This window comes from Streptomyces sp. IMTB 2501 (genome assembly GCF_001953885.1).
Classification (GTDB): domain Bacteria; phylum Actinomycetota; class Actinomycetes; order Streptomycetales; family Streptomycetaceae; genus Streptomyces.
The window spans coordinates 70,817-91,386 of sequence record NZ_MQUS01000011.1 but is presented as its reverse complement, the minus strand read 5'-3'; the positions used below and the strand labels follow the sequence as shown (position 1 = coordinate 91,386).

The 20,570-nt window shown below is 68.8% G+C and carries 21 protein-coding genes, 1 pseudogene and 1 riboswitch; of the genes and pseudogenes, 12 read left to right on the top strand and 10 right to left on the bottom strand.

Annotation, left to right across the window (positions count from 1 at the left end; genetic code table 11):
- The first annotated feature begins 347 nt into the window (after positions 1–347).
- The 3 genes from AV521_RS20340 to AV521_RS20330 all read left to right on the top strand — a co-directional run bounded on the left by AV521_RS20340 (position 348) and on the right by AV521_RS20330 (position 3,881).
- Positions 348–1,460 (top strand): LacI family DNA-binding transcriptional regulator, encoded by a 1,113-nt coding sequence (locus AV521_RS20340; protein ID WP_076089901.1) that lies wholly within the window; start codon positions 348–350, stop codon positions 1,458–1,460.
- 301 nt (positions 1,461–1,761) lie between these two features.
- Positions 1,762–2,841, top strand: coding sequence for a metallophosphoesterase (locus AV521_RS20335; protein ID WP_076089900.1), 1,080 nt, complete (start codon positions 1,762–1,764; stop codon positions 2,839–2,841).
- A 179-nt stretch (positions 2,842–3,020) separates the two neighbouring features.
- A complete protein-coding gene (locus AV521_RS20330; RefSeq protein ID WP_076089899.1) occupies positions 3,021–3,881 on the top strand; it encodes a hypothetical protein in 861 nt (286 codons plus the stop codon).
- A 178-nt stretch (positions 3,882–4,059) separates the two neighbouring features.
- On the opposite strand, the pseudogene AV521_RS50995 reads toward AV521_RS20330, so the two are convergent.
- A pseudogene (locus tag AV521_RS50995) lies at positions 4,060–4,197 on the bottom strand (thiamine biosynthesis protein ThiC); the annotation flags it as partial.
- 94 nt (positions 4,198–4,291) lie between these two features.
- On the opposite strand from AV521_RS50995, the gene AV521_RS20325 reads away from it, so the two are divergent.
- Positions 4,292–4,852, top strand: a complete 561-nt coding sequence (locus AV521_RS20325; RefSeq protein WP_076089898.1) for a hypothetical protein — start codon at positions 4,292–4,294, stop codon at positions 4,850–4,852.
- 59 nt (positions 4,853–4,911) lie between these two features.
- Here AV521_RS20325 and thiC read toward each other — a convergent pair whose 3' ends face one another.
- Entirely contained in the window at positions 4,912–6,714 is a 1,803-nt protein-coding gene (thiC, locus tag AV521_RS20320) for a phosphomethylpyrimidine synthase ThiC (RefSeq protein WP_076089897.1), read from the bottom strand.
- A riboswitch (TPP riboswitch) is annotated at positions 6,707–6,884 on the bottom strand. Its footprint overlaps the gene before it by 8 nt.
- A gap of 81 nt (positions 6,885–6,965) precedes the next feature.
- Here thiC and AV521_RS20315 point away from each other — a divergent pair.
- Positions 6,966–8,552, top strand: coding sequence for a YibE/F family protein (locus AV521_RS20315; protein ID WP_371917054.1), 1,587 nt, complete (start codon positions 6,966–6,968; stop codon positions 8,550–8,552).
- Between the two features lie 163 nt (positions 8,553–8,715).
- Here the strand turns inward: AV521_RS20315 and AV521_RS20310 are convergent, their stop codons facing one another.
- The 4 genes from AV521_RS20310 to AV521_RS20295 form a co-directional block, all read right to left on the bottom strand.
- On the bottom strand, positions 8,716–9,153 hold the full coding sequence (locus AV521_RS20310) for an SsgA family sporulation/cell division regulator (protein WP_076089895.1): 438 nt from the start codon (positions 9,151–9,153) through the stop codon (positions 8,716–8,718).
- Positions 9,154–9,252: 99 nt separating this feature from the next.
- Positions 9,253–10,194: a helix-turn-helix domain-containing protein gene (locus tag AV521_RS20305; RefSeq protein WP_371917050.1), complete on the bottom strand. Its 942-nt coding sequence runs from the start codon at positions 10,192–10,194 to the stop codon at positions 9,253–9,255.
- Positions 10,195–10,413: 219 nt separating this feature from the next.
- Complete coding sequence (locus AV521_RS20300; protein ID WP_023548674.1) at positions 10,414–10,626, bottom strand: DUF5326 family protein; 213 nt, start codon at positions 10,624–10,626, stop codon at positions 10,414–10,416.
- 152 nt (positions 10,627–10,778) lie between these two features.
- Entirely contained in the window at positions 10,779–11,096 is a 318-nt protein-coding gene (locus AV521_RS20295) for a cupin domain-containing protein (protein ID WP_023548672.1), read from the bottom strand.
- Positions 11,097–11,155: 59 nt separating this feature from the next.
- Here AV521_RS20295 and AV521_RS20290 point away from each other — a divergent pair, with 59 nt between their 5' ends.
- The 5 genes from AV521_RS20290 to AV521_RS20270 all read left to right on the top strand — a co-directional run bounded on the left by AV521_RS20290 (position 11,156) and on the right by AV521_RS20270 (position 14,873).
- Positions 11,156–11,533: a phage holin family protein gene (locus tag AV521_RS20290; RefSeq protein ID WP_076089893.1), complete on the top strand. Its 378-nt coding sequence runs from the start codon at positions 11,156–11,158 to the stop codon at positions 11,531–11,533.
- 7 nt (positions 11,534–11,540) lie between these two features.
- On the top strand, positions 11,541–12,032 hold the full coding sequence (locus tag AV521_RS20285) for a low molecular weight protein-tyrosine-phosphatase (RefSeq protein WP_076089892.1): 492 nt from the start codon (positions 11,541–11,543) through the stop codon (positions 12,030–12,032).
- Entirely contained in the window at positions 12,029–13,177 is a 1,149-nt protein-coding gene (locus AV521_RS20280) for a cystathionine gamma-lyase (RefSeq protein ID WP_076089891.1), read from the top strand. Before AV521_RS20285 ends, AV521_RS20280 begins: the two co-directional genes overlap by 4 nt.
- Before the next feature lie 219 nt (positions 13,178–13,396).
- Positions 13,397–14,302, top strand: a complete 906-nt coding sequence (locus tag AV521_RS20275; RefSeq protein ID WP_076089890.1) for a LysR family transcriptional regulator — start codon at positions 13,397–13,399, stop codon at positions 14,300–14,302.
- 88 nt (positions 14,303–14,390) lie between these two features.
- Positions 14,391–14,873, top strand: coding sequence for an NUDIX domain-containing protein (locus AV521_RS20270; RefSeq protein WP_076089889.1), 483 nt, complete (start codon positions 14,391–14,393; stop codon positions 14,871–14,873).
- Between the two features lie 5 nt (positions 14,874–14,878).
- Here the strand turns inward: AV521_RS20270 and AV521_RS20265 are convergent, their stop codons facing one another.
- The gene (locus AV521_RS20265) at positions 14,879–16,054 is read right to left on the bottom strand and encodes a globin domain-containing protein (RefSeq protein ID WP_371917053.1); all 1,176 of its coding nucleotides are present in this window, start codon (positions 16,052–16,054) and stop codon (positions 14,879–14,881) included.
- Between the two features lie 446 nt (positions 16,055–16,500).
- Entirely contained in the window at positions 16,501–17,133 is a 633-nt protein-coding gene (locus tag AV521_RS20260) for an HAD family phosphatase (RefSeq protein ID WP_076089887.1), read from the bottom strand.
- Between the two features lie 150 nt (positions 17,134–17,283).
- Here AV521_RS20260 and AV521_RS20255 point away from each other — a divergent pair, with 150 nt between their 5' ends.
- Positions 17,284–18,150 carry a GNAT family N-acetyltransferase gene (locus tag AV521_RS20255; protein ID WP_076089886.1) on the top strand — a complete coding sequence of 289 codons (867 nt, stop codon included), beginning with the start codon at positions 17,284–17,286 and terminating at the stop codon, positions 18,148–18,150.
- 72 nt (positions 18,151–18,222) lie between these two features.
- Here AV521_RS20255 and AV521_RS20250 read toward each other — a convergent pair whose 3' ends face one another.
- Positions 18,223–18,642 carry a heme-binding protein gene (locus AV521_RS20250; protein WP_076089885.1) on the bottom strand — a complete coding sequence of 140 codons (420 nt, stop codon included), beginning with the start codon at positions 18,640–18,642 and terminating at the stop codon, positions 18,223–18,225.
- A gap of 115 nt (positions 18,643–18,757) precedes the next feature.
- Positions 18,758–19,966 carry an MFS transporter gene (locus AV521_RS20245; RefSeq protein WP_076089884.1) on the bottom strand — a complete coding sequence of 403 codons (1,209 nt, stop codon included), beginning with the start codon at positions 19,964–19,966 and terminating at the stop codon, positions 18,758–18,760.
- A gap of 143 nt (positions 19,967–20,109) precedes the next feature.
- Here AV521_RS20245 and AV521_RS20240 point away from each other — a divergent pair, with 143 nt between their 5' ends.
- Positions 20,110–20,568, top strand: coding sequence for a MarR family winged helix-turn-helix transcriptional regulator (locus AV521_RS20240; RefSeq protein WP_076089883.1), 459 nt, complete (start codon positions 20,110–20,112; stop codon positions 20,566–20,568).
- Positions 20,569–20,570: the final 2 nt, after the last annotated feature.

Sequence of the window (20,570 nt, the reverse complement as noted above, 5' to 3'; positions counted from 1 at the left end):
GCGTACAGGTGGAGGGCCTGCAATACGCGAGCCACGCCCGACTCGGCGCCATCGCGGGCATCGCCGTACGAAGGCGTACGTATCAAGGGGCGCGCCTTACATATATCTATGCGCCGGTGGCTCGCGCCGTGGCGCGCATCCCTCGTGCAGGTGAGTTGAGACCTCTTCGAAACATCGGACACTTGGCAGGCTCATACGCGTTGACAAGTCACGTCCTAGCGATGAATGGGTCAACTCCCTTTCTTTCTAAGGCAGTTATCCGCAACTGACCATGCAGAAACGTGCCTGTCAACGCGTGCATATGCGTCCGCACTACCCCACCGCATGAGCCCTACTATCGGCTCGCCATGACAGCAGCAGGGAAGCACCAGGTGAGCCGCGCGGAAACCTCACGTCGAGGCAGTCGGCCGGGCCGGGCGGGCATCAGAGACGTGGCCGCCGCCGCCGGGGTCTCCATCACAACCGTCTCCGACGCCCTCAACGGCAAGGGCCGGCTCCCGGATGCCACCCGGCGCCACGTCCGCGAGGTCGCCGACCGGCTCGGGTACCGCCCCTCGGCCGCCGCCCGCACCCTCCGTACCGGCAAGTCGGGCCTGATCGGCCTGACGGTGACGACGTACGGGGATGAACCTTTCACCTTCACAGAGTTCGCGTACTTCGCCGAGATGGCCCGGGCCGCCACCTCGGCCGCGCTCGCCCGCGGCTACGCCCTCGTCATCCTGCCCGCGACCTCCCGCCACGACGTGTGGTCCAACGTCGCCCTGGACGGCACGGTCGTCATCGACCCCTCCGACCAGGATCCGGTGGTCAGCGAGCTGGTCCGGCAGGGACTGCCGGTCGTCTCCGACGGGCGCCCGGCCGGCTCGCTGCCGGTCACAGCCTGGGTCGACAACGACCACGAGGCTGCCGTCCTCGGCATCCTCGACCACCTCGCCGACGCCGGCGCCCGCCGAATCGGCCTGCTCACCGGCACGACGACGGACACGTACACCCACCTGTCCACCACCGCCTATCTGCACTGGTGCGAGCGGGTCGGCCAGGATCCGGTCTACGAGGCATACCCGGCGCACGACCCGTGCGCGGGCGCCGTCGCCGCCGACCGGCTGCTCGCCCGACCCGACCGGCCCGACGCGGTCTACGGCCTGTTCGACCCCAACGGCACCGACCTGCTGGCCGCCGCCCGGCGCTACGGGCTGCGCGTCCCCGACGACCTGCTGCTCGTGTGCTGCAGCGAGTCCATGGTGTACGCCAGCACCGAGCCGCCCATCACCACGCTCTCCCTGAAACCGCGCCGCATCGGCACCGCGGTGGTCCAACTGCTCATCGACGCCATCGAGGGCGTGGAGTCGGACCAGCCGGTCGAGCAGGTGATACCGACGGAGCTGATCGTGCGCACCTCCTCCCAGCGGCGCCTGCCGCGCACGACGGTCAGCCCGCCGCGGACGCCGGACGACAAGTAGCGCGGACGTGCAGCCCTGGGAACCCAGAAAGCGGGCGCTCACCCCGTGTGTGCACCGGCCGATGCCGGGAACGCGACGGGCCGGCGACCGTCGGGCCGGGTGTCCGGTCGGCGCGCAGCCGGCCGGACACCTGCCCAAACGGGGCGAAAGCCGCGGTGAACTGGAGTCTTGTTCCGATTCACCACCCCTGGGTCATCACACGGCGCGACGCTCATTCCTATGATGGGCCCACGACACCGTGGACCGCTGCGACCAGGCAGTCCGAAGCGGTGCAGATGCGGCGCGATGGTGGAGGGGTCTGATGACTCAGGGGGCCGGTCAGGGACCCGAAGTGGAGCGGACGGCGACGCTGCGCGACTTCCGGGTACCGGCGTACGTCCACGAGACCGGTCCGTACATCCGCACCGCCCACCCGGGCGACACCGTGCCGCCCGCCGACGAGGCGGGGCCCGACGACTACACGCCCACCCAGCGCGACCTCCCTGTCGTCAACCGGACACCGACCCTCCAGGTCTCCGTCGCAACGGCGCCCGCCGCCCCGGCCCCACAGCCCGAGACCGGCCCCGGACCACTGTTCGTCGTCGGAGACGTCCACGGATACCTCGACGAACTGGTGACCGCCCTACAGGAGCAGGGGCTGATCGACGCCTCGGGCCAGTGGTGCGCCGGCACCGCCCGGCTGTGGTTCCTCGGCGACTTCACCGACCGCGGACCCGACGGCATCGGCGTCATCGACCTCGTGATGCGGCTGTCCGCCGAGGCCGCGGCGGCCGGCGGCTACTGCAAGGCCCTCATGGGCAACCACGAGCTGCTGCTGCTCGGCGCCAAGCGGTTCGGCGACACCCCCGTCAACTCCGGCGCGGGCACCGCCACCTTCCAGGCGGCCTGGCTGCTCAACGGCGGCCAGAAGACCGACATGGACCGCCTCCAGGACCACCATCTGCAGTGGATGGCCCGCCTCGATGCCGTCGAGGAGGTCGACGGCTATCTGCTCGTGCACTCGGACACCACCGCCTATCTCGACTACGGCGACTCCATCGAGGCGGTCAACGACACCGTCCGCGAGACCCTCACCCGCAACGACGCGGACGAATGCTGGGATCTCTTCCGCAAGTTCACCAAGCGCTTCTCCTTCCGCGACGAAGGCGGCGCCGACGCAGTACGCTCTCTCCTCGATACGTACGGCGGCACCCGCATCGTTCATGGCCACAGTCCGATTCCCTACCTCCTGGGCGAGGTCGGCTCCGAGGACGGAGAGGAGGAGACCGGCCCGGTCGTGGAGGGACCGCACGTCTACGCCGACGGGCTCGCCATCGCGATGGACGGCGGGGTGACCATGGCCGGAAAGCTACTGGTCCGGCAACTCCCTCTGACTACCTGACCGTTCCGTGGGCAGGCGTCCCCCGGCGAGGTTCACGCAGGCGAGGGCAATTTCCGGCAACCCCCTGTCACCGCGTGCCGTCACGGCTCTACCATCGGCTTATCCGTAGCAGGCTCCCCTCCGTTTCTGCCCGACGGCTCGCCGGCGTGCGAGCCCCAAGCCCTACGGAGCATCGGGGGATGCACATGAACAGCGTTCCGCAGTACCTGCAGAGCGAGGACCGCCAGGAATTCGAGCGGCTCCTCGATGAGGCGCTGCGCTCCGCACCACACCGCCCGGAACTGGCCGCTGTCGGACAGCGGCTCAACGCCGAACAACTGCGCACCATGGCGCTCAACGCCTCCGCTTTGATCACAGCCGCCGCCGCGGCCGAATACCAGCACTATGTGAAGGTCCGCGAGCAACTGCGGCACCCGGTGATGGCCACCTCGGCCACCGGAGACTCCGGTTCCACGCAGCCGGGTTCGGCCACGGCCGGGCTCGTCACCAGCTTCGGCGATGCGGCCGAGAGCACCGGCGCGGGCGCCATCGCGGTCATCGCCGTACTGGCTCCCGTCCTCTCGGGAACCGCTGCGGCGATCTTCCTGCTCGTCGGCTACATCCTGAAGACGCTGGGCCCTGGTCAGGCCTTCGCCCAGACCATGCTCACCGCCGGCTGGGTGTTCGGCGCCGTGACCGCGGCCGCGATCCTCGTCGCCGCCGTCGGACTGCTCCTCACCGCCTTGCGCAACGGCAACTCGCCGCAGGCTCAGGCGCTCGACGCTGCGCACCGGGAACTGGACAAGGCCAGAGCGGCCTGGCGGGACGCCCTGCTGGAGCGCGGCATCCTGCCGTTCCTGCGGGAGGCACTAGCCGAGCCCGGACCGGCCGCCCTGCACCGCACCACCCCGCCCACCCCGAACGGCCGTATGCCCCGGCTCGGGTACGACCGTCCCGGCTTCAGCAGCCCCGACGACGGCACCGGCTCCGACCGCCCGAGCTTCACCAGCCCGGACTACACGAGCCCGGACTTCGGCGGCCCGGAGCACCAGCTCGAGTAACCCCGCATCCGCGGCTGAACAGCCCCGGCTCGCGCCCCGGAACAGCGGGGCCCGACGGGGTGGGCCGAGCGGCCAACCGGTGTGGTGCCCCCACCCCGGTCAGCCGCCATCCCGCCGTTTCCCGACCGCCCCGCCGCCTCGACAGGCGATCCTGCGCGGCGAGTCCAGCCCGTCCGGCTCAGTCGGCGATCGGCAGGTACACCCTGTTCCCGCTCGCCGCGAACTCCTTCGGCTTCAGGGCCATGCCCTCCTCGATCTCGGTCCGGCTGCCGCCGTGTGCGCGGCGGATGTCCTGCGAGATTTTCATGCTGGACAGCATCGGCTCAGAGTCAGCGCATTCGCTGTGTGAGGGTTGTCGCTGCATACTCACCGGCAGGGACTTTGGGATCTGAGCACACGTCAGGGGCGGCATGAGTGGCTCAATCAGTGAGATAGCCGTTGCGGTTTTGGGCATCGGCGGCACGCTGGCATCCGCCTTGCTCACCCAACGCAGCGCCGACCGTGCCAGAGCGCGCGAACTGGAACACACACGGCAGCTGACCCAAGACGAACGCGAGGATGCCCGTCGGCAGGCTCAGCTTGAGGCGCGGCGAGCGTGTTACGCCGCGCTCAACGCCGGCACTCGCGATTACATCAACGTGATGTCGGCATTCCTCCACAGCGTGGAGGCGGGCGATGTCACCGACGAACTGCGATCGGAGCTGGACCGTGGACGCCGAGATCATCGGATGCTCCACGCCGAAGCGCAGATGATCATGCCTCGGCCCGTGATGGCGGCTGCCAGCACGGTGAACCGCGGCTTCGGCGATCTCTACGGTGCACTGAAGCGGCTCGACCGTGACATTGCACAGCAGGGCGAGAGCACGGACACCGCCCGAGAGGATATGAGAAGCCTCTGGGACGCTCTGTGGAATCTGCGCGACGTCATGCGTGTTGATCTGGGCATCACGGCACCTGATCAGGACGCGTAGGAAGCAGGGCCACGGCGGCGCTCGGCACGGCTCCGTGACCCCGCTGCTCCTACTCCGCGTCAGTCCGCGATCGGCAGGTACACCCGGTTCCCCGCCTCAGCGAACTCCTTCGACTTCTGGAGCATCCCCTCAGCGACCTCCTCAGACGACGCCCCCTCAGCCGCCGCACCACCGAACCGCTCTGTGATGCTTTGACTAATCTTCATGCTGCAGAACTTCGGCCCGCACATGGAGCAGAAGTGTGCCGTCTTGGCGGGCTCGGCCGGCAAGGTCTCGTCGTGGAACTCCCGTGCCGTGTCCGGGTCCAGGGCGAGGTTGAACTGGTCCTCCCACCGGAACTCGAAGCGGGCGTCGGACAGCGCGTCGTCCCACTCCTGGGCGCCCGGGTGTCCCTTGGCAAGGTCGGCCGCGTGTGCGGCGATCTTGTAGGTGATGACGCCGGTCTTGACGTCGTCCCGGTTGGGCAGGCCCAGGTGTTCCTTGGGCGTGACGTAGCAGAGCATCGCCGTGCCCCACCAGGCGATCATCGCGGCGCCGATGCCGGAGGTGATGTGGTCGTACGCCGGCGCGATGTCCGTGGTCAGCGGGCCGAGCGTATAGAACGGAGCTTCATCGCAGATCTCCTGCTGAAGGTCGATGTTCTCCTTGATCTTGTGCATCGGGACGTGACCGGGGCCCTCGATCATCGTCTGTACGTTGAAACGCTTGGCGATCTGGTTGAGTTCCCCGAGCGTGCGCAACTCCGCGAACTGCGCCTCGTCGTTGGCGTCCGCGATCGAGCCCGGCCTGAGGCCGTCGCCCAGCGAGTACGTGACGTCGTAGGCGGCGAGGATCTCGCAGAGTTCCTCGAAGTTCTCGTACAGGAACGACTCCTTGTGGTGCGCCAGGCACCACGCAGCCATGATCGAGCCACCACGCGAGACGATGCCGGTCTTGCGGTTGGCGGTGAGCGGCACATACGGCAGGCGCACGCCCGCGTGGACCGTCATGTAGTCCACGCCCTGCTCGGCCTGCTCGATGACCGTGTCCTTGTAGATCTCCCAGGTCAGTTCCTCGGCCTTGCCGTCGACCTTCTCCAGGGCCTGGTAGAGCGGCACCGTGCCGATGGGGACGGGAGAGTTGCGCAGCACCCACTCGCGGGTGGTGTGGATGTTGCGGCCGGTGGAGAGGTCCATGACCGTGTCGGCGCCCCAGCGCGTCGCCCAGGTCATCTTCTCCACCTCCTCCTCGATGGAGGAGGTCACCGCGGAGTTGCCGATGTTGGCGTTGACCTTCACCAGGAACCGCTTGCCGATGATCATCGGCTCAATCTCCGGGTGGTTGACGTTGGCCGGCAGCACCGCGCGTCCCGCCGCGATCTCCTCGCGGACCACCTCGGGGGAAACGTTCTCCCGGATGGCCACGTACTCCATCTCCGGGGTGATCTCACCCCGGCGGGCATACGCAAGCTGCGTCACCGCCTGGCCGCTGCGGCCCCGGCGCGGCTGGCGCGGCCTTCCAGGGAAGACCGCGTCCAGGTTGCGCAGCCCGCCGCGCGGCGAGGTGTGCTTGATCCCGTCGTCCTCGGGACGGACGGGGCGGCCCGCGTACTCCTCGGTGTCGCCGCGGGCGATGATCCAGTTGTCCCGCAACGGCGGCAGGCCCCTGCGGACATCGGTGTCGACGAGTGGATCGGTGTATGGGCCCGACGTGTCGTACAGCGTGACCGACTGCCCGTTGGTGAGGTGCACCTGGCGGACCGGCACGCGCAGGTCGGGGCGCGAACCCTCGACGTACGCCTTGTGCCAGCCGATGGACTTCCCGGCCTCCTGGGACATGTCGTCCTGAACAGAGGCAGGCGTGCGTGCGTCCTTGTTGGTCATGAGACCTACTCCCTACGCCGGCATTACCCGGTAACAGGTTCGGCGGTCGACGCAGCGGTTTCCGTCTGTCGACGTTTCCTGCGGAACATCGCCTGTTCCACGTGAAACATCGCACGTACGGAGGTCAGCGCCCTCTCAGCCCGGTGCTCCGAGCTCCCGCGTGTGCAAAGGTGCCTCCACGCTAGCGTCATATGTGGCGCGGTGAACAGTGGGCCCCCTAGCGTTCTTGCGATGATCGGGCGGTGACCAGGATGGAGCAGTACCCGTATCGACCGCCCGAGCCGCGCCGCCCAGGCGTCTCGGGGCAGGGCGGCGGCTACGGCCAGGACACCCATACGAGCGGCGATCTGTACGGCCACGACGCCCGGACGAGCGGCGTTCCCGGGCAGAGCCATGGGCACCCTCATGCCCCCACAGGGGCCAGTCACCGGCAGAGGGCGGCCGCGTTCGACGGAGACGGGGGGCACGGTCCCGAGCGGCGATCCGGCGGGGACGACGACGGCGGCGGTCACGGCCATGGGCAAGGGCCGGGCCACGGGCACAGTCATAGCCACAGCCACGGTCCCGCCGCCCCCGTTTCCAAGCACCTGCGCAAGGTCATCGCCGCGATCCTGGTCCCGTTCACCGCGGCGGTCGTCGTCGGTCTGCTGGTGCTCTGGCCCGGGGGAGCCCCGCCTCACAAGCGCACCGGCGTCGGCTTCGACCGGGAGACGCAGCAGGCCACGGTCACCAAGGTCGTCGAGGTGAGCTGCACGTCGGCGAACGCCTCAGGTGACACCCCGACCGGCGACACCTCCACCGCCGAGGGCAACTCAGCGGAACAGGAGGCGAAGGGAACCTGCAAGAAGGCGACCGTCCGGGTCGACGCCGGCAAGGACAAGGGCCGTACGTTCACCGAGATCGTGCAGCCGGACCAGCCCCGGCAGCTGCACCAGGGCGAGCAGGTGGTGGTCGCCTACGAGCCCTCGGCACCGAAGGATCTGCAGTACTCGGTGACCGATGTGAACCGGAAGTTCCCCATGACGCTGCTCGCGGGGATCTTCGCTCTCGCCGTCGTGGTGGTCGGCAGGCTGCGCGGTGTCATGGCGCTCGTCGCACTGGCCGTGAGTTTCCTGGTGCTGACCCTGTTCATCCTGCCCGCGATCCTTCAGGGTTCGAATCCACTGCTCGTGGCCGTGGTCGGGGCGAGCGCCATCATGCTGATCGCCCTCTACATGTGCCATGGCCTGTCGGCCCGCACCTCGGTGGCGGTGCTCGGCACGCTGATCTCCCTGTCGCTGATCGGTGTGCTCGGTTCCCTGTTCATCGGCTGGGCCTCCCTGACCGGGAACACGGACGACAACACCGGCCTGATCCACGGCCTGTATCCGTCGATCGACATGAGCGGTCTGCTGCTGGCCGGCGTCATCATCGGCTCGCTCGGCGTCCTCGACGATGTGACCGTGACGCAGACGTCGGCCGTCTGGGAGCTGCACGAGGCCAATCCGTCGATGGGCTGGCGCGGACTGTACCGGGCGGGCATCCGCATCGGCCGCGACCACATCGCCTCCGTGGTCAACACCCTCGTCCTCGCCTACGCCGGCGCCGCACTGCCGTTGCTGCTGCTGTTCTCGATCGCGCAGAGCGGTGTGGGGACCGTGGCCAACAGTGAACTGGTGGCCGAGGAGATCGTGCGCACGCTCGTGGGCTCGATCGGTCTCGTCGCCTCGGTCCCGGTCACCACCGCGCTCGCCGCCCTGGTGGTCGCCGCCGACCGCACCGGCCCGCACAGCCCGGCACCCGCAGCGGCACAGCCCGTCCCGGCACGCGGTGGGCGGGGACGACGCAGAAAGCGGTAAGTGAGGCGGACCGGGCCGACGTGACACATGGCCGACGACGAACCACTGACCGGCCGAAGGCCATGCCCCCGGCCAAGCCCAGCACTCTCCGCTCTACGCAGAAGCGTTCCTGCATGGTTCCACGCGGCACGGCGGAGCGTCCGGCACCTCCTGCCGTAACGCTTCAGCCGGCGCTCTGCTCTTCGGCCAGAATGCGGTCCAGAGCCTCTTCCAGGTGGGCGTCGAAGTCCGCCAGCGCACCCTCCTGTCCTAGCGGCACGAGCTTGTCCGTACGGTCCAGGAAGGCCACGAGCGGCGGTACGGAAGAGCGGAACAGAGCCTGGTCACAGCCGACCTGAAGCCTGATCAGAACCTCGCCCAGCATCTCGCAATCGGCGGGAGCGATGTGCACATCCCCCTCCCCGCACGGCCGGCCGACGCCGTCGATCAGCAGCTCACGTCCGAATGCCCAGGTCACCGGGGCATCACCGGGCAAATGAAAGGTGAGCCGCACTGCATAGGGATCACTGGTCTCGTAGCGCAACTCCACCGGGATGCGGAAGGAGAGCTCCTCCGACACGAGAAAGCTCATCATGACTTCTGCCTGTACGGACTCGCGCATCGTCTACCCCGTCATATGACATCGACTGGCCGGGATTGATCCCTCTAACGGTGGTCAAATCTTGCTGAACGTACACGGGAGATCACAAGGAGTAAGTTTTCAGATACTGATAGAGAGCGTGAGCGTCCCCAGGTGCCGCCCGATCTCCGTCTGCAGCCGACGGGCCGCGGGCAGCAGCCGGTCGGCCTGATGGACGGGCAGCGACATGGCCATCGTGGCCACGGTGGTGCCGACCGTGATCGGGACCGCCGCACAGACCGTGCCCAGCACGTACTCCTGGCGCTCCACCACCGGTTCCATGCGCGGCATCCGGGCCAGTCGCCGCAACAGGGCATCGTTGTCACGCACGGTGTACGGGGTGAGTGACTCCACGGGGTACCTGGCGAGATGGTCGCGGCGGGCGTCCTCGTCCAGTTGGGAGAGCAGGCACTGCCCGATGGCGTGCGCATGGCCGGTCGCGCGGAAGTCGGCCCACTCGTGGACCGCCGGCGCCTCGGGGGAGTCGGAGACGCACATGACCTCGATCTCGCCGTCCCGGTACATCGCGTAGTACACCGGCACACCGATGGAATCGCGCCAGTGCGCCAGCGTGTCGGCCACCGCGCTGCGACGTTTCTGCTGCGCTCCACTGCTGCCGAGCCGTTCGGCCGCGTCGCCGAGGAAGAACAGCCCCTTCTCACGGCGCAGATAGCCCTCGTGCACCAGGGTGCGCAGCAGGTGGTACGTCGTCGGGAGGGCGAGGCCGGTCTCGCGGGCGAGTTGTTTGGCAGGGGCGCCGTAACTGTGTTCGGCGACGGTCTCCAGCAGGCGCATGGCGCGCTGGACGGACCCGATGAGCGTCGCGGCGGCCGGCGGGCCCGAGGTGTCGGAGGAGTGCGGTGGGCCAGAGGCGTCGGTGGGGCGCGGTGGGCCGCAGGGGGCGGTCGGGTGCGGTTGTTCCGGGACCGCGACGGTCGGTGGCCGTTGGGCCGGGGGTGCGCAGGAGCGCGGTGAGGTGGGGGCTGTGTGCGGTTCTGCCGGTGCGGTGTCAACCGTGGCCAAGGGTCACTCCCGGAGCACGAGGGGCAGCCCGTGCGGAGGAAAAGCACGGAGGGGATCTGCGCCGCCCGCGGGGCCGGACCCCGCGGGAGTTCCGGACTCTAACCGTCCGCCACCGCACGCAGACGGCCTCACGGGGAAACTTCCCCCGCCCGAGGGAAACCCGTCCCCACCTTGCCGGGAACCGGTGGCGCCGTTGCCGGTCACCGGTCCCCGCTTCCGTCACCAGTCGCTGCGTGACGAGGAGTTCGACAGGAACTTGCGCACGATGTAGATGAGTCCGCCGACCAGAGCGACGAAGATCAGCGCTTTGAAGAGAAGAGTGATCACGAATCCGACCACGGTCGCTATCAGGCCGCCGAACACGACCAGGGCGATGACCGGCACCGCGACCCACTTCACCCACCACGGAAGTCCCGCGAAGATCTCTCGCATCGCCCTTGTCCTTTGCGTTCTCGTACGTCTGGGTTCTCAGTACAGCGTTTGGTGTTCTGCACTCGATGCTAGGGCCGGCAGGGGGTCCCGCGGGGGCCTCGCGTCCCTTGTCCTCCCCTGACCCGTCCCCTAGGGAACCCCGAGATCCGGACTCACGCCTCGGGCGGAGAGAAGACGACGAGAACCCTCAGATCCTCGCTGATGTGGTGGAACTTGTGGGCGACTCCGGCCGGCACGTACACGACGCTCCCCCGCGCCACCTCGGTCGTCTCCAGTCCGACCGTGATCGACGCCCGGCCGCTCACGACGAAGTACACCTCGTCCTGGTTGTGCGGCTTCTGCGGGTCGTGCTCGCCCGCGTTGAGGGCGTACAGGCCGACGGACATGTTCCGCTCCCGCAGGAACTGAAGGTAGGCCCCCTCGTTGGCGGCGCGCTCCGCCTCCAGTTCGTCCAGCCGGAATGCCTTCATCGCCGCTGTCGCCCTCATCTCACTGCTCGGTTTCGATCCGGTCTGCCACGATCAGACACATGAAGAATTTCGTAGTCAAGACGATCGCCAACGCGGGCGCCCTGGCAGTTGCCGTGTGGCTGCTGGACAAGATCACTCTTACCGGTGACAGCACGGCCAAGAAGGCCGGAACGCTGATCGTCGTCGCGCTGATCTTCGGCCTGGTGAACTGGCTGGTCAAGCCGATCGTGAAGGTGCTCACCTTCCCGCTGTTCATCCTGACCCTGGGCCTGATCACCCTGGTCGTGAACGCACTGATGCTGCTGCTGACCTCGTGGGTGTGCGGCAAGCTCGACCTCAGCTTCCATGTGCAGGGCTTCTGGACGGCCGTCGTCGGCGGTCTGATCATCTCCGTGGTCTCCTGGGCGCTGCACGTCGTCCTGCCCGACGAGGACTGAGCACACCATGACCTACCGCGTCTGCTTCGTGTGCACCGGAAACATCTGCCGCTCCCCGATGGCCGAATCCGTCTTCCGCGCGCGGGTGACGGAGGCCGGGCTCGAGGACCGGGTGGAGGTCGACAGCGCCGGCACCGGCGGCTGGCACGAGGGCGAGCCCGCCGACCCGCGGACCGTCTCGGTCCTCGAAGAACACGGTTACGACAGCGATCACATCGCGCGCCAGTTCGAGCCGTCGTGGTTCTCCCGCCTCGATCTCGTGATCGCCCTCGACACCGGTCATCTCAAGGCCCTGCGCCGCCTCGCACCCACCGAGGAGGACGCGCGCAAGGTCGGCCTGCTGCGCTCCTACGACCCTGCTGCCGATGACGACCTCGACGTCCCGGATCCGTACTACGGACGCCGGGACGGCTTCGAGGAGTGCCTCGAGATGGTGGAGGCGGCGAGCGCCGGTCTGCTCGCCGCCGTACGCGAGCAGCTGGGAGGGCGGGCCGCATGAGCGACTCCCCCGAGGACGCGGGTCGCACTGGCGACGGCACGCGCGCGGTACGCGCGGGACTGCCCGAGCCGGTCAAGCACGAGCCGACTCTGCCCGGACCGGTGTTCGCGGCCCACTTCCACCTGCCCGGCGAGGTGACGGGCCCATACGCGTACGGCCGTGACGACAACCCGACCTGGACGCTGCTGGAGCGAGCCATCGGCGGTCTGGAGGCGCCCGAGCGGGACGACGTCGAGACGCTCGTCTTCGCCTCCGGCATGGCGGCGATCTCCTCCGTGCTGTTCTCCCAGCTCCGCGCCGGGGACGCGGTCGTGCTGCCCTCCGACGGCTACCAGGTGCTGCCGTTGGTCCGCGCCCAGCTGGAGGCGTACGGCATCGAGGTGCGCACGGCGCCCACCGGCGGCGACGGCCAGCTGGAGGTCCTCGACGGCGCCCGGCTGCTGTGGATCGAGTCCCCGTCGAACCCGGGGCTGGACGTGTGCGACATCCGGCGGCTGGTGGCGGCGGCCCATGAGCAGGGCGCCCTGGTGGCCGTCGACAACACCCTCGCCACTCCGCTCGGGCAGCGCCCGCTGGAGCTGGGTGCCGACTTCTCCGTGGCCAGCGGCACCAAGCAGCTCACCGGCCACGGCGATCTGCTGCTGGGCTACGTCGCCGGCCACGACGCCGAGGCGATGGCCGCCGTAAGGCGCTGGCGCAAGATCGTCGGAGCGATCTCCGGGCCCATGGAAGCCTGGCTCGCACATCGGTCCATCGCCACGCTCCAGCTGCGCGTCGACCGCCAGAACGCCACCGCCCTCGCGGTCGCACAGGCCTTGAAGCAGCGGCCCGAGGTGTCCGAGCTGCGCTATCCCGGGCTGCCCGACGACCCCTCGCACAAGACCGCCTCACAGCAGATGCGCCGCTTCGGCTGCGTGGTCTCTTTCACGCTGCCCACGCGCGCGCGTGCGGAGCGTTTTCTCCAGGCCCTGCGCCTGGTGGAGGACGCGACGAGCTTCGGCGGGGTGCGTTCCACGGCCGAGCGTCGCCGCCGCTGGGGCGGGGACGCGGTCCCGGAGGGCTTCATCCGTATGTCCGTGGGTGCCGAGGATCCCGAGGACCTGATCGCCGATGTGCTGGGGGCCCTGGACGAGTCCGCCGAGTGAGCCCCTGCCCATCCGCCCGCCGAGGGCGCACGACGGTCCGAGCCTCCCCCCTCGTGGCTCGGACCGTCTTCGGTTCCGCGCGCCAAGAACCGCGCGAACAAGGCTAGTTGACTCTCTGTCAGTGTCCAATCACGCTAGCGACAGGGACCTATCGACTTATTTATAGTTGGAACCTGCCTGGGGGCCGAAGGAGGGCAGAGATCTAGGGGAGGGCACGCCATGGACCTGGCCTTGCTGCGCACCTTCGTCACTGTGCACCGGGCTGGCTCCTTCACCCGCGCCGCCGCTCTGCTCGGCCTCTCCCAGCCCGCCGTCACCTCGCAGATCCGCACGCTGGAACGACAGCTGGGCAAGCCTCTCTTCCTCCGCCAGGCACGCGGAGTCACCCCGACGACCATCGGCGACGAACTCGCGCACAAGGCAGCTCCCCATCTCGACGCCCTGGTGGAGATCGCCGAGACCGGCCTGGACGACGAGTCCTCCCTCAGAACCCTGCACCTCGCCGGCCCGCCCGAGTTCACCGCCGAACGCGCTCTGCCCGCCCTGACGGAGCTGACCGGTGACGACGGCCAGGGGTTCGCGCTCCGCGCCTCCTTCGGTACGGCGGAGGAAGCGCTGGAGGGACTGGCGTCCGGACACCATGATCTGGCCATCAGCACGGCCCGGCCGCGCGGTGCTCTGCTCACCGCGACTCCACTCTGCGACGAGGAGCATGTGCTGATCGCCGCCCCTCGCTGGGCGGAGCGGATAGACGCGGAGGCGCTACGCCTCAAGGGCGCGCCGGCACTGGAGAATCTGCCCGTCGTCGAGGTCCACGAGTCGCTGCCCTTCGTCTCGCGCTACTGGGCCTCCGTCTTCGACTCCCGCCCGGCCGCCTCGGGCACGGTCATCGTCCCGGATCTGCGGGCGGTCCTCGCCTGTGCGATCGCGGGTGCCGGACTCGCGGTGCTGCCCCGCTATCTGTGCGCCGTGGCCCTCGAAGACGGCACGATCGCTCCGCTGAACGACCCTGTGGTCCCCCCGCTGCGCACCTACTTCCTGGTGGTGCGCACGGGCACCCTCGCCATGCCGCACATAGCGCGGGCCCACGAGTGGCTTCAGCAAGCCGCCGCGGCCTGGTGCTGAGGCCTTCCGGCACGGCACGCACCCACGGCGGTCGAGCAGTGACGCCTTGCGATGTTTCACGTGGAACCAGCCGGGCCACATTTCTCCCATGACCGTCCGACCCGTGGTCAAGCGCACCGCCCGTGCCGTTCTTCTGGACGGTGACGACCTGATCCTGATCAAGCGCACCAAGCCTGGTGTCGATCCCTACTGGGTCACTCCCGGTGGCGGGGTCGAGCCCGGGGACCCGACCGTCGTGGACGCACTGCACCGGGAGGTGTCCGAGGAACTCGGCGCCAAGATCACGGATGTGGTGCCGTGCTTCGTGGACACCGTCGAGCACATCGGCGAGGACGGCGGCGCGACCGGTGTGAAGGTGCAGCACTTCTTCGTCTGCCGGCTGGAGTCCATGGACCCGGCCCTGCGGCACGGCCCCGAAGTGGACGAGCCGGCCGGTGAGTACGAGATCGTCCGTGTCCCCTTCACTCGCGTCGGCATCGCCTCCGTCCACCTCGTCCCGCTGTCGCTGCGCCACTATCTGGACGGCAATATCGAGGGGGTGCGCGCCATGCACGCTCCGGACCTCGGTTAGGGCGCTCAGTTCCCGACGACGAGCAGTTCCTCCACCGCGTCGTGCCGTATGCGGTTCGACGGGATACCGAAGCCCCGGAGCATGTCGACGCTGCTGCGGATCATGCCGGGCGGGCCGGAGAGATAGGCGTCGTACTCGTTCCAGGGGCCGTAGTCGCGTAGGGCTTCGGGAAGCTGGAGTCGCGCCTGCTGGTCGATGATCGCCCGGACCGACAGCCAGGAATTTCTCTGCTGGAGCCGGAGCATGGTGTCGATCTCATAGAGGTCGTGGTCGGTGCGGGCGCCGTAGAACACCTCGACAGGTCGGCGTGCTCCGTGTTCGGCGACATCCTCGACCAGGGCCTTGATGGGCGCTATGCCCGTACCGCCGCCCAGGCACAGCAGTCCGCTGTCGGTCGTATGGTCGACGGTCATGGAACCGGTGGGCGGGCCGAGGCGGATGACGTCTCCAGGCCGGGCGCGGTGCACCAGTGCGTTGGAGACCCAGCCGGCCGGCACAGCCTTCACATGGAAGGTCAGCAGGCCGTCCGAGCGGGGCGCGGAGGCGAAGGAGTAGTGCCGCCACACCCGTGGCCACCAGGGTGTCTCGATGCTCGTGTACTGGCCGGCGAGGAAGGGATAGGGCTGGTCCGGGCGGACGGTGAGGATCGCCACATCGGGGGTTCTGAGGTCGTGGGTGACGACCTCGGCGTGCCACCAGGCCGGGGATCGCAGTGCGTCCGCCGCCGCAGAATCGATCATGACCTGGGAGATCGTCGTGTAGGCCCGCACCCAGGCCGCCTCGGTCTCCGGGTCCCATACGGCGGTGGCGTACTTGCTCAACGAACCGATCAGGCACTCCCCGACGGCCGGATAGTCCTCGGCGCGCGTCCCGTACTTACGGTGTCCACGGCCGAGGTTCTGCAGGTAGTCGACGAGGACCGGCGTGTTGTCCATGTGCTCGGCCGCGGTGAGCAGCGCCTTCAGCAGACGATCCCGCTGGGTGTCCATCGCGGGCGGGAACAGCGCGCGCAGATCGGGACGGCGGACGAAGAGCAGCGCGTAGAAGTAGGAGGTGACCTTGTCGGCGACCGGGCCTATCTCGGACATCGTGCGGCGTATGAGGATGGCGTCCGGAGACCCCTCCTCGTCGGCCGGCCCCGTCCGCTGAGACGGCACTCGCTCCCGAGCCGGTGCGGCCATCGGCTGCGGGGCGGGTGGGTCCGCCGGGTGTGGAACGGGTGCGGCCATCGGCCGCCGGGCGGCTGCGGCCGCCGGCTGCATAGCGGGTGCGGCCATCGGCTGCCCGGTGGGTACATCCGCCGGGCGCGGGCTTGCGTGGTGCCTCTCCTGGTCAGAGTGCGGGGGCGAGGCCGGTGGTGTCTTGCGTGGCGTGAACCAGTCGCTCCCGCCCGACATGCCGTTCTCCCCCGACGTAGTGGTCGGAGTGTCCATGGTGTGCCCTCGCCTCGAACGTCTTGCGGTCGGTCTGCGCACTTCCACCCCGGAAGGTGCATGCTTCCCCCGGCGGACGGTCAGCCGTAGGACGGCGTGAACCGGACTCGACCCTACCGGCCGTCGCCGCACACACAAGTCCCCCCTTTCTTCCTCACGATTCGGGCAAGAGGGCATACCACGAAGTCCGTCAGCTAGCGGGCAGAGCGAACCAATTCATAGGCATCCCACAGATCCCGCCCCGTGTAAGAGTGCGTCGCGAGCCCAGCCAGATGGGTATCCGCATTGACCGCCACGGAGACCGGTACGGCAGCGAACAGGTCCTTGTCCGACGACGAGTCGCCGTACGCCACGCAGTCCGCTCGCGCCACTCCGAGCTCCTCGCAGAGCCGGTCCGCGATGATCACCTTGGCCGCGGCGCTGAGCACCCCGGACGGATCGACGGGCTCGGTGAACGGCACGGCCGGGAAGCGAGATCCGTGCGCGGCGTGCGCACCCCAGTCGAGAAGACGCTCCACGAAGAAGGACGGCGAGAGCGAAACCACCGCGCAGTATTCGCCCGCGTTTCTGATCTCTGTCCAGACCTCACGGATGCGGGCCAGCCAGGGAGCCGCCTCGAATGCGGCGCTGACATGCGCCTCGGTCAGATCGGCCCACAGGTCGTACACCTGCGCCGCGTACTCCGGCGGACCGATCCGTCCTTCCGCGATCGCCCGGTCCAGTGCCACGGTCTCCGCTTCCAGTCCCAACTGGCGGGAGATCTCCACCGGTGCCGTACTGCCGTGCAGCAATGTGCCGTCGAGATCGAAGAGATGAAGTCTCGCCATGGCGTGAGGCTAACCAGCTGCCGGTGTTTCACGTGAAACACATTCTGCTTGTCGATGGGCTGTGCATATGGCGACGGCATGGCCAAAAGCACGTGTGTCTACGGCGAAACAGGTGGACGCCGGGGCTGCCGGTCGGACAGCCTGACCTGCGTGTCGACTCCTTCCCTCGCCGCTCTGCCCATCCGCCGTCTGACGCTTCGCGATCTCACCGCCTGCGCCGACTTGTCCGAGGACCGGGGGTGGCCACGCGAGGAGCACAAGTGGGGACTCCTCCTTGCTGCCGGAAAGGGATTCGGCATCGACGACCCTGAGGGTGGTCTCGTCGCCGCGTGTGTCGTCACGGAGTACGGCTCATGGGAGCGCACGGATCTCGGTGCCATCGGCATGGTTCTGGTGGCCGAACGTCATGCCCGCCGGGGCGTCGGGCGCCGTTTGATGCGCCATGTCATGTCCACCATGGGCACCACTCCGCTCACCCTGCACGCCACACCCAATGGCCTTCCGCTGTACGAAGAACTGGGCTTCAAGGTGACGGGCCGGGCGGAGATGCTGACAGGCCGCTTCACTCCCGGCGGGCCGGAATCCGGCGTACTCACCCGCGCCGCCACCGCGGAGGACCTCCCCTCAGTCCTACGGCTCGACGAGGCGGTGTTCGGCGTCGACCGCACTCCCCTGATCACCCGACTGCCCGCCTTCGCCGACCAGTTGCGGGTGGCCGAGGAGGACGGCCGGATCATCGGCTACGCGGCCGCATGGCCCAACATGGACACCCATGTCGTCGGTCCGCTGGTCGCCCGGGACGCGGAGACCGCCCAGGCCCTCATCACCTCGCTGGCCGCCCGTACCGACCGCCCGCTGCGCACGGACATCGACGTGCGTCATGAGGAGCTGCTGACCTGGGCGAAGGCGCGGGGGCTGGCCTCCGTGGCTTTCAACGCGGTGATGACGTATGGCATCACGGATCTCCCGGGGGACTGGACGCGGCGGTTCGCACCGCTGACCGTGGCCGCGGGCTGAGCCGTCGTACGACACACGTCGGCCCCGCCACGTTGTGCGGCGGGGCCGACGTTGTCCCTGCGCGGTGGGCGATCAGGCGAGAGCCCGCACGGCCGCGGTGGCGAAGGCGTGATCCTGCTCCGGCGCACCGCCGCCGACGCCGATCGCGCCGATCAGCCTGCCGTCCCGGTGGACGGGCACACCGCCCGCGATGAACAGCAGGGGCCTGTCGAGGGCCGTGGGCAGCGTGTGGAAGAGGCCACCCGGCTGGACGGCGTCGACCAGGTCGGCGGTGGGGGCGTTCAGCTGCAGCGCCGTGTAGGCCTTGCGGGTGCTGGTCTCGCCGGAGATCAGCACGGCACGGTCGTCCCGGCGGAAGGCGAGCAGATGGCCGCCCGCGTCCAGGACGGTGACGCTGACGGTGACCCCGGCGTCCTCGGCCGCGCGGCGGGCCATGGCAACCAGAAGTTCGGCGTCCTCGATGGGCAGCGGGGCGACGGCGGTGGTGCTCATGGAGATTCTCTCCTCGGGTGTTGCTGAGACGGGGTGCTCGCCGTACCGGGGATGCACCCCCAGCGCGGAAGTCTGTGAACTGCAGGCGGTGAAGCGCTCTGTGGGTCCGAAGGACTTAGTGGTGGACCGGCGTCTGCTGCCCGGCGGGCGTCGCGGAGGCGACCACAGTGCTGTGGGCACCGGCCCGGCGCTCCAGCGCCGCCGACAGGACGGCGAGGACCAGGGCGGCCGCGGCGAGGGCGGCACCGACCCAGTTGGGGGCCGTGTAGCCGTAGCCGGCCGCGATCACGATGCCGCCGAGCCAGGCGGAGAGCGCATTGCCCAGGTTGAAGGCGCCGATGTTCACGGCCGACGCGAGCGTCGGCGCACCGTGTGCCTGGTCGAGCACGCGCTTCTGCAGCGGCGGTACGGTCGCGAAGCCCAGGGCGCCGATCAGGGCGATGGTGACGGCCGCCGCGATTTTGTTGTGGGCGGTGAGCGTGAAGAGGGCCAGGACCACGGCCAGGGCGCCCAGGGAGACGTACAGCATCGGCATCAGGGCGCGGTCGGCGAACTTGCCGCCGATGAGGTTGCCGCCGACCATGCCGAGGCCGAACAGGACCAACAGCCAGGTGACCGAGCCGTCGGCGAAGCCCGCGATGTGGGTCATCATCGGCGCGATGTAGGTGATGGCCGCGAAGACACCGCCGAAGCCGAGGACGGTCATCGCCATGGCGAGCAGCACCTGGGCGTTCTTGAAGGCGGCCAGCTCATGCCGCAGATGTACCCCCTCGGGCCTCGGCATCTCGGGCACCAGCTTGGCGACGCCGACGAGACCGACGACCCCGAGGGCGGCGACGATGCCGAAGGTGACGCGCCAGCCGACGTGCTGGCCGATGAGTGTGCCCAGCGGGACACCGACGACATTGGCGACGGTCAGACCGGTGAACATCATGGCGATGGCGCCGGCCTTCTTGTGGGATGCCACCAGTTCGGCCGCGACGACGGAGCCGATGCCGAAGAAGGCGCCGTGCGCGAGCGAGGCCACCACGCGTCCGATCAGCATGATCGCGAAGGCGGGGGCCACCGCGGAGAGCAGGTTTCCGGCGATGAAGAGGCCCATCAGCAGCATGAGCATGCGCTTGCGAGAGACCTTCGTACCGAGCACGGTCATCACCGGGGCGCCGACGACCACACCGAGCGCGTAGCCCGTCACCAACAGGCCTGCCGTGGGGATGGAGACCCCGAAGTCACCCGCGACCTGGGGCAGCAGTCCCATGATCACGAACTCGGTCGTTCCGATTCCGAAGGCCCCGATCGCGAGGGCCAAAAGCGCGAGAGGCATGGAGGGGTACACCTTCCCAGACGATTGCAGGAGCGCTTTGCATTCATCCACAATAATTGCAGACGCGGGCTAATGGCAACCGCGCACTATTGCGCGCTTGCTCTACTCTTGGTGCAGCCGCTCCGGGACGGAGGAAAACGCCAATGACAGCGACGGACCCCGCACTCACAGCCCTCGCACAGGGCTGGTGTGCCCTCTCTGCGCTGCACGGAAGGATCGAGGCGCGCATCGAGCGCGCCCTGCAGGCGCGGCACGACCTGAGCGTGCGCGAGTACTCCCTGCTCGATGTACTGAGCCGCCAGCACGACGGTGAGGGCGGCCATCTGCAAATGAAACAGGTTGCCGACGCGGTCGTCCTCAGCCAGAGCGCCACCACGCGCCTGGTGACCCGGCTGGAGGACCGCGGCCTGCTGGAGCGCTATCTATGTCCCACCGACCGGCGCGGCATCTACACCAACGTCACCGAGGCTGGCCTGCGGCTACTCGAGGAGGCACGACCCACTAACGATGCCGCCCTGCGGGAGGCCCTGGACGAGGCCTCGAAGAACCCCGAACTGGCACCGCTGGTACGGACCGTGGAGTCTCTGAACGTGCCCGCATAGGG

Excerpts from the sequence above, each read along its gene's own strand:
- AV521_RS20340 (WP_076089901.1), top strand. The coding sequence starts at position 348 with ATGACAGCAGCAGGGAAGCACCAGGTGAGCCGCGCGGAAACCTCACGT.
- AV521_RS20335 (WP_076089900.1), top strand. The coding sequence starts at position 1,762 with ATGACTCAGGGGGCCGGTCAGGGACCCGAAGTGGAGCGGACGGCGACG.
- AV521_RS20330 (WP_076089899.1), top strand. The coding sequence starts at position 3,021 with ATGCACATGAACAGCGTTCCGCAGTACCTGCAGAGCGAGGACCGCCAG.
- AV521_RS20325 (WP_076089898.1), top strand. The coding sequence starts at position 4,292 with ATGAGTGGCTCAATCAGTGAGATAGCCGTTGCGGTTTTGGGCATCGGC.
- thiC (WP_076089897.1), bottom strand. The coding sequence starts at position 6,714 with ATGACCAACAAGGACGCACGCACGCCTGCCTCTGTTCAGGACGACATG.
- AV521_RS20315 (WP_371917054.1), top strand. The coding sequence starts at position 6,966 with ATGGAGCAGTACCCGTATCGACCGCCCGAGCCGCGCCGCCCAGGCGTC.
- AV521_RS20310 (WP_076089895.1), bottom strand. The coding sequence starts at position 9,153 with ATGCGCGAGTCCGTACAGGCAGAAGTCATGATGAGCTTTCTCGTGTCG.
- AV521_RS20300 (WP_023548674.1), bottom strand. The coding sequence starts at position 10,626 with ATGCGAGAGATCTTCGCGGGACTTCCGTGGTGGGTGAAGTGGGTCGCG.
- AV521_RS20295 (WP_023548672.1), bottom strand. The coding sequence starts at position 11,096 with ATGAAGGCATTCCGGCTGGACGAACTGGAGGCGGAGCGCGCCGCCAAC.
- AV521_RS20290 (WP_076089893.1), top strand. The coding sequence starts at position 11,156 with ATGAAGAATTTCGTAGTCAAGACGATCGCCAACGCGGGCGCCCTGGCA.
- AV521_RS20285 (WP_076089892.1), top strand. The coding sequence starts at position 11,541 with ATGACCTACCGCGTCTGCTTCGTGTGCACCGGAAACATCTGCCGCTCC.
- AV521_RS20280 (WP_076089891.1), top strand. The coding sequence starts at position 12,029 with ATGAGCGACTCCCCCGAGGACGCGGGTCGCACTGGCGACGGCACGCGC.
- AV521_RS20275 (WP_076089890.1), top strand. The coding sequence starts at position 13,397 with ATGGACCTGGCCTTGCTGCGCACCTTCGTCACTGTGCACCGGGCTGGC.
- AV521_RS20270 (WP_076089889.1), top strand. The coding sequence starts at position 14,391 with ATGACCGTCCGACCCGTGGTCAAGCGCACCGCCCGTGCCGTTCTTCTG.
- AV521_RS20265 (WP_371917053.1), bottom strand. The coding sequence starts at position 16,054 with ATGGCCGCACCGGCTCGGGAGCGAGTGCCGTCTCAGCGGACGGGGCCG.
- AV521_RS20260 (WP_076089887.1), bottom strand. The coding sequence starts at position 17,133 with ATGGCGAGACTTCATCTCTTCGATCTCGACGGCACATTGCTGCACGGC.
- AV521_RS20250 (WP_076089885.1), bottom strand. The coding sequence starts at position 18,642 with ATGAGCACCACCGCCGTCGCCCCGCTGCCCATCGAGGACGCCGAACTT.
- AV521_RS20245 (WP_076089884.1), bottom strand. The coding sequence starts at position 19,966 with ATGCCTCTCGCGCTTTTGGCCCTCGCGATCGGGGCCTTCGGAATCGGA.
- AV521_RS20240 (WP_076089883.1), top strand. The coding sequence starts at position 20,110 with ATGACAGCGACGGACCCCGCACTCACAGCCCTCGCACAGGGCTGGTGT.